The sequence below is a fragment of the Azohydromonas sp. genome, assembly GCF_035325925.1.
Classification (GTDB): Bacteria; Pseudomonadota; Gammaproteobacteria; order Burkholderiales; family Burkholderiaceae_C; genus Calidifontimicrobium.
Map to the genome: position 1 here is coordinate 1 of NZ_DAOKZA010000094.1, position 6,116 is coordinate 6,116.

5 protein-coding genes are annotated in these 6,116 nt (G+C 72.8%); 4 read left to right on the forward strand and 1 reads right to left on the reverse strand.

All coding sequences use genetic code 11. The annotated features are described in order from the left end of the window. Positions 1-305: GTP-binding protein (locus tag PKC53_RS18495; protein WP_324431314.1), on the reverse strand; the 305-nt coding region annotated here is incomplete at its 3' end. 126 nt (positions 306-431) lie between these two features. Here PKC53_RS18495 and PKC53_RS18500 point away from each other — a divergent pair. The 4 genes from PKC53_RS18500 to glyS are packed head-to-tail and all read left to right on the forward strand — an operon-like array spanning position 432 to position 5,926. Then, entirely contained in the window at positions 432-1,313 is an 882-nt protein-coding gene (locus PKC53_RS18500; RefSeq protein WP_324431316.1) for a transporter associated domain-containing protein, read from the forward strand. After that, entirely contained in the window at positions 1,310-2,845 is a 1,536-nt protein-coding gene (lnt, locus tag PKC53_RS18505) for an apolipoprotein N-acyltransferase (protein WP_324431318.1), read from the forward strand. Before PKC53_RS18500 ends, lnt begins: the two co-directional genes overlap by 4 nt. A 40-nt stretch (positions 2,846-2,885) precedes the next feature. Further along, positions 2,886-3,809: a glycine--tRNA ligase subunit alpha gene (glyQ, locus tag PKC53_RS18510; RefSeq protein ID WP_324431320.1), complete on the forward strand. Its 924-nt coding sequence runs from the start codon at positions 2,886-2,888 to the stop codon at positions 3,807-3,809. Then, a complete protein-coding gene (gene glyS / locus PKC53_RS18515) occupies positions 3,809-5,926 on the forward strand; it encodes a glycine--tRNA ligase subunit beta (RefSeq protein ID WP_324431321.1) in 2,118 nt (705 codons plus the stop codon). Before glyQ ends, glyS begins: the two co-directional genes overlap by 1 nt. The last annotated feature ends 190 nt before the right edge of the window (positions 5,927-6,116 follow it).

Consider the following 6,116-nt stretch of genomic DNA (forward strand, 5'->3'; position numbering starts at 1 on the left):
GTGGTCTCGATGACCACGCGCTCGAAGTCGAGCTCGCCCTTGCGACGCTTCTCGGCCAGGTCCGACAGCGTGGTGCGCAGGTCCTCTCGGATCGTGCAGCACACGCACCCGTTGCTCATCTGGATGATCTGCTCGCGCGTGTCGGCCACCAGGATCTCGTTGTCGATGTTCTCCTCGCCGAACTCGTTCTCGATCACCGCGATCTTCTGCCCGTGGGCCTCGCCGAGCACGCGCTTGAGCAGGGTGGTCTTGCCGGCGCCCAGGAAGCCGGTGAGGATGGTCGCGGGGATCAGGCCTTGGGTCACGGTGCGGGTCCGGTCGAGCGTCAACGGGAGCCCCTGGATGTCGGGGCGGCGAACTGTGGTGCAAGGGGGCGGCCGTGTCAAGCCGATCGGGTATTCTCCGCCTTCCCTCCACTCCGACACCCCGACGTGTCCGACCCGCAGCCACCGCGGTCGCCGCGCCGCGCCGAAGGCGCCGGCGCGCCGCGCGACAAGCGCAACCTGTTCGAGCGCCTCGTCGAGTTCTTGAGCCCCGGTCCCGACTCGCGCGCCGAGCTGATGAAGACGCTCGCCGACGCCGAGCAGCGCGAGCTGATCGAGCCCGAGTCGCGCGCGATGGTCGAGGGGGTGCTGCGCATGGCCGACATGAGCGCCGGCGACGTGATGGTCGCCGAGCCGCGCATGGACATGCTCGACATCGACGCGCCGTACGACGCCGTGTTGAGCATCGTCATCTCGACCGCGCACTCGCGCTTCCCGGTGTACGAGGGTTCGCGCGACAACATCATCGGCATCCTGATGGCCAAGGACCTGCTGAAGCTGCAGCGCGCCCCCGGCCTGAACCTGCGCACGCTGCTGCGCCCGGCGGTGTTCGTGCCCGAGAGCAAGCGCCTGAACGAGCTGCTGCGCGACTTCCGCAGCAACCGCAACCACCTGGCGATCGTCATCGACGAGTTCGGCAACGTCGCCGGGCTGATCACGATCGAGGACGTGCTCGAGGAGATCGTCGGCGAGATCGAGGACGAGTTCGACGAGGAGGACGCCGACAGCTCGATCTACACGCTGGCCGATGGCACGCATCGCGTCGCCGGCGACGCCGACGTCGAGGACGTCGCCGAGGCGTTCGGCGTCGAGCTGCCGACCGAGGCGTTCGACACCATCGGCGGGCTCGTCGCGCACGAACTCGGGCGCGTGCCACGGCGCGGCGAGTCGGTCGACGTGGCCGGACTGCGCTTCACCGTGATGTTCACCCGCGGCGGCGCGGTGCGCTGGTTCAAGGTCTCGCGCGCGCCGGCGGCCGACGCCGCTTGAGCGCCGCGCCGGCCACGCGCTGGCCGCGCGCGGCCGAGGCGCCCGCCGCGGCGGCGTTGGGCGCGCTGCACAGCCTGCCGTTCGTACACACCGAGGCGTGGCCGCTGCAGCTGCTGTGTGTCGGCGCGCTGGCCGCGCTGGCCGGCCGCGCCGCGCCGCGCCGCGCGGCTTGGCTCGGCTGGCTGTTCGCCACGGCCTGGCTGCTCGCCAGCGTGTGGTGGCTGTTCGTCAGCATGCACCGCTACGGCGGCCTGCCGGCGCCACTGGCCGCGCTGGCGGTGGCCGCCCTCGGCGCCGCGCTGGCGCTGTACCTGGCGCTGGCGATGGCGCTGCACGCGCGCTGGCGGCTCGGGCTCGTGTGGCCCGACGCGTGGCTGTTCGCCGCGCTGTGGATGGGCGCCGAGCTGGCGCGAGGCCTGCTGTTCACCGGCTTTCCCTGGGCGGCCTCGGGTTATGCGCATGTCGACTCGCCGCTGGCCGCGCTCGCGCCGTGGGTTGGCGTGTACGGCGTCGGCGCCTTCGCCGCGCTGCTGTCGGCGCTCGGCGCGGCGGCGCTGCGGCAGCGCCGCGTCGCGCCCGGCGTGGCGGCCGCGGCGCTGCTCGCGTTGCCGGCCGTCGTCGGGCCGCACGAGTTCAGCCGGCCGGCCGGCCGGCTCGAGGTCTCGCTGCTGCAGACCGACGTCGCGCAGGACCGGAAGTTCGCCGCCGAGCACCTGCCTGCGGCGCTGGGCTGGTTGCTGCAGGCGATGACCGGCGCGCGCGGGGCGCTGGTCGTCGCGCCCGAGACCGCGGTGCCGCTGCTGCCCTGGCAGCTGGCGCAGTTCGACGCCGCGTACTGGCCGGCGCTGCAGGCCGCGTTCGCCGGCGGCGACCGTGCGGCGCTGGTCGGCGTGCCGCTGGGCGACTTCGACGCTGGCTACACGAACTCGGTGGTCGGGCTGGGCGGCGGCACCACCTACCGCTACGACAAGCACCACCTGGTGCCGTTCGGCGAGTTCATCCCGCGCGGCTTCCGCTGGTTCACCGAGCTGATGCACATCCCGCTGGGCGACTTCGACCGCGGCCCCGCCGACGCGCCATCGTTCGCCTTCGCCGGCCAGCGGCTGGCGCCGAACATCTGTTACGAGGACCTGTTCGGCGAGGAACTCGCACGGCGCTTCGCCGACCCTGCGGTGGCGCCGACGGTGTTCGTCAACGTCAGCAACATCGGCTGGTTCGGCGACACCATCGCGGTGCCGCAGCACCTGCACATCTCGCGGCTGCGCGCGCTCGAGTTCCAGCGGCCGATGCTGCGCGCGACCAACACCGGGGCGACGGCGGTGGTCGACCACCGCGGCCGCGTGACGCACGCGCTCGCGCCGTTCACGCGCGGCGTGCTCGACGCCTCGGTCGAGGGTCGCGAGGGGCTGACGCCGTACGCGCGCTGGGCGTCGCGCTTCGGGCTGTGGCCGCTGGTCGCCGGCGTCGCGGCGGCTGCGCTGCTGGCGGCGCTGGCCGCGGCGCCGGCGCGTCGCGCGCCTGGGCGCACCTAAAATCGCGTGTTTGCCGCGCTGCGGCGGCGGTGCTCCTGCGATGCTCAGCTTCCAACAACTCATCCTCCAGCTCCAGTCGTACTGGGCCGCGCAGGGCTGCGCGCTGCTGCAGCCGTACGACATGGAAGTCGGCGCCGGCACCAGCCACACCGCCACGTTCCTGCGCGCGCTCGGCCCCGAGCCGTGGAAGGCGGCCTACGTGCAGCCGAGCCGGCGTCCGAAGGACGGGCGCTACGGCGACAACCCGAACCGGCTGCAGCACTACTACCAGTACCAGGTGGTGCTGAAGCCCGCACCGGCCGACATCCTCGAGCTGTACCTGGGCTCACTCGAGGCGCTGGGCTTCGACCTGAAGACCAACGACATCCGCTTTGTCGAGGACGACTGGGAGAACCCGACGCTGGGCGCCTGGGGGCTGGGCTGGGAGGTCTGGCTCAACGGCATGGAGGTCACGCAGTTCACCTACTTCCAGCAGGTCGGCGGCATCGACTGCAAGCCGATCACCGGCGAGATCACCTACGGCCTCGAGCGCCTGGCGATGTACCTGCAGGGCGTCGACAACGTGTTCGACCTGCAGTGGACCGACGGCCTGACGTACCGCGACGTCTACCACCAGAACGAGGTCGAGCAGAGCACGTACAACTTCGAGCACAGCGACGTCGGGTTCCTGCTCGGCGCGTTCGACGCGCACGAGCGCAAGGCGCGCGAGCTGATGGACGCGAAGCTGGCGCTGCCGGCCTACGAGCAGGTGCTCAAGGCGGCGCACACCTTCAACCTGCTCGACGCGCGCGGCGCGATCAGCGTCACCGAGCGCGCTGCCTACATCGGCCGCATCCGGCACCTCGCGCGCAGCGTCGCGCAGAGCTACGTCGACAGCCGCGCGCGGCTGGGTTTCCCGATGGCCCCGCGTCCCTGGGCCGAGGCTGCGCTCACGCAGATCGAGTCGCAGCGCAAGGTGGCATGATGGCGGCGAGCGTGAACAACCTGCTCGTCGAGCTGTTCGTCGAGGAACTGCCGCCGAAGGCGCTGAGGGCGCTCGGCGAGGCTTTCGCCGGCACGCTGGCCGCGAGCCTGAAGGCACAGGGACTGGCCGGCGCCGATGCCGTGATCACGCCGTACGCGTCGCCGCGCCGGCTCGGCGTGCACGTCACCGGCGTCGCCACCAAGGCCGCCGACCGCGCGGTGCAGCACAAGCTGATGCCGGTGGCGGTGGCGCTCGACGCCGCGGGCCGGCCGACGCCGGCGCTGCTGAAGAAGCTCGCCGCGCTGGGCGCCGACGCCTCGGTCGTGCCGTCGCTCTCGCGCCGCGTCGACGGCAAGGCCGAGGTGCTGTTCCTCGACGGTATTGCCGCCGGCGCCTCGCTGGCGCAGGGGCTGCAGCAGGCGCTCGACGAGGCGATCGCGAAGCTGCCGATCCCCAAGGTGATGAGCTACCAGCTGGCCGACGGCTGGACCAGCGTGCACTTCGTGCGCCCGGCGCACGGCCTTGTCGCGCTGCACGGTGCCGACGTGGTGCCGGTGCACGCGCTCGGGCTGGAGGCCGGCCGCACGACGCATGGCCACCGCTTCGAGGCGGCGGCCGACCCGATCGAGCTGCCCGACGCCGACGCCTACGTCGAGCGGCTCGAGCGCGACGGCGCGGTGATCCCCGGGTTCGAGGCGCGGCGCGCCGAGATCGTGCGCCAGCTCGACGCGGCCGCTGCGGCCGAGGCGCTGCAGGTGGCCGGCGACGACGCGCTGCTCGACGAGGTCACCGCGCTGGTCGAGCGGCCGAACGTGATGATCGGCCGCTTCGACGAGGCGTTCCTCGCCGTGCCGTCCGAGTGCCTGATCCTCACGATGAAGGCCAACCAGAAGTACTTCCCGCTGCACGACGCGCAAGGGCGGCTGACGAACAAGTTCCTCATCGTCAGCAACATCCGTCCGGCCGACGCGCGCGCGGTGATCGGCGGCAACGAGCGCGTGGTGCGCCCGCGGCTGGCCGACGCGAAGTTCTTCTTCGACCAGGACCGCAAGCGCACGCTCGACAGCCGCGTGCCGCAGCTGGCCAAGGTGGTCTACCACGGCAGGCTCGGCACGCAGGGCGAGCGTGTCGAGCGCGTGCGCGCGATCGCGCGTGCGCTGGCGCAGGACCTCGGCGGCGCAGACGGCGCCGCGCTGGCTGCCGCGGTTGACCGCGCCGCGCGGCTGGCCAAGGCCGACCTGCTCACCGACATGGTCGGCGAGTTCCCCGAGCTGCAGGGCGTGATGGGCGGCTACTACGCGCGCCACGACGGCGAGACCGAGGAGGTGGCGCTGGCGATCGAGGACCACTACAAGCCGCGTTTCGCCGGCGACGCGCTGCCGCGCGGCATGGCCGGCGTGGTCGTCGCGCTGGCCGACAAGCTCGAGACGCTGGCCGGGCTGTTCGGTATCGGCCAGCTGCCCACCGGCGACAAGGACCCGTTCGCGCTGCGTCGCCACGCGCTGGGCGTGACGCGCATGCTGGTCGAGCGCGCGCTGCCGCTGGACGTGCACGCCGCGATCGCGCACGCCTTCGCCGCGTTCCCGAGCAGCCACGGGCAGGCGCAGGCCGAGGTCGCGTACTTCCTGCGCGAGCGGCTCGCGGGTTGGCTGCGCGAGCAAGGCTGGACTGCACCCGAGGTCGACGCGGTGCTCGAGGCCCGCCCGGCGCGATGGGCCGAGATTCCGCAGCGGCTGGCCGCGGTGCGCGCGTTCGCCGCGCTGCCCGAGGCGGCGGCGCTGGCGGCGGCGAACAAGCGCGTGGGCAACATCCTGAAGAAGTCCGAGGGCGCGCCGCCGGTGGCGGTCGACGCGGCCTTGCTGCGCGAGCCGGCCGAACGCTCGCTCGCCTCGGCGATCGACGCGGTGCGCCCCGACGTCGACCGCCTCTACGACGCCGGCGCCTACGCCGAGTCGCTGCAGAAGCTGGCGGCGCTGCGCGCGCCGGTCGACGCGTTCTTCGACCAGGTGATGGTCAACGCCGACGACGCCGCGCTGCGCGCCAACCGGCTGGCGCTGCTGGCGTCGCTGCACGTGGCGATGAACCGCGTGGCCGACCTGTCCCGGCTGGCGTCATGAAGGCCCACCCCCGAAGCGCCTGCGGCGCCTCCCCCTCCAGGCGGCGCCGCCAGTGCACCGGCCAAGCCGGATGCGCGGCCGCCGCTGGATGGGGGCGGGGACCTGTCGTGCGTGGGTCGGCTGCGCGCAGGAGTCACTGACATGACGACGTCGCCGCGTCTGATCATCGTCGGCCGCGACGGCATCCTCA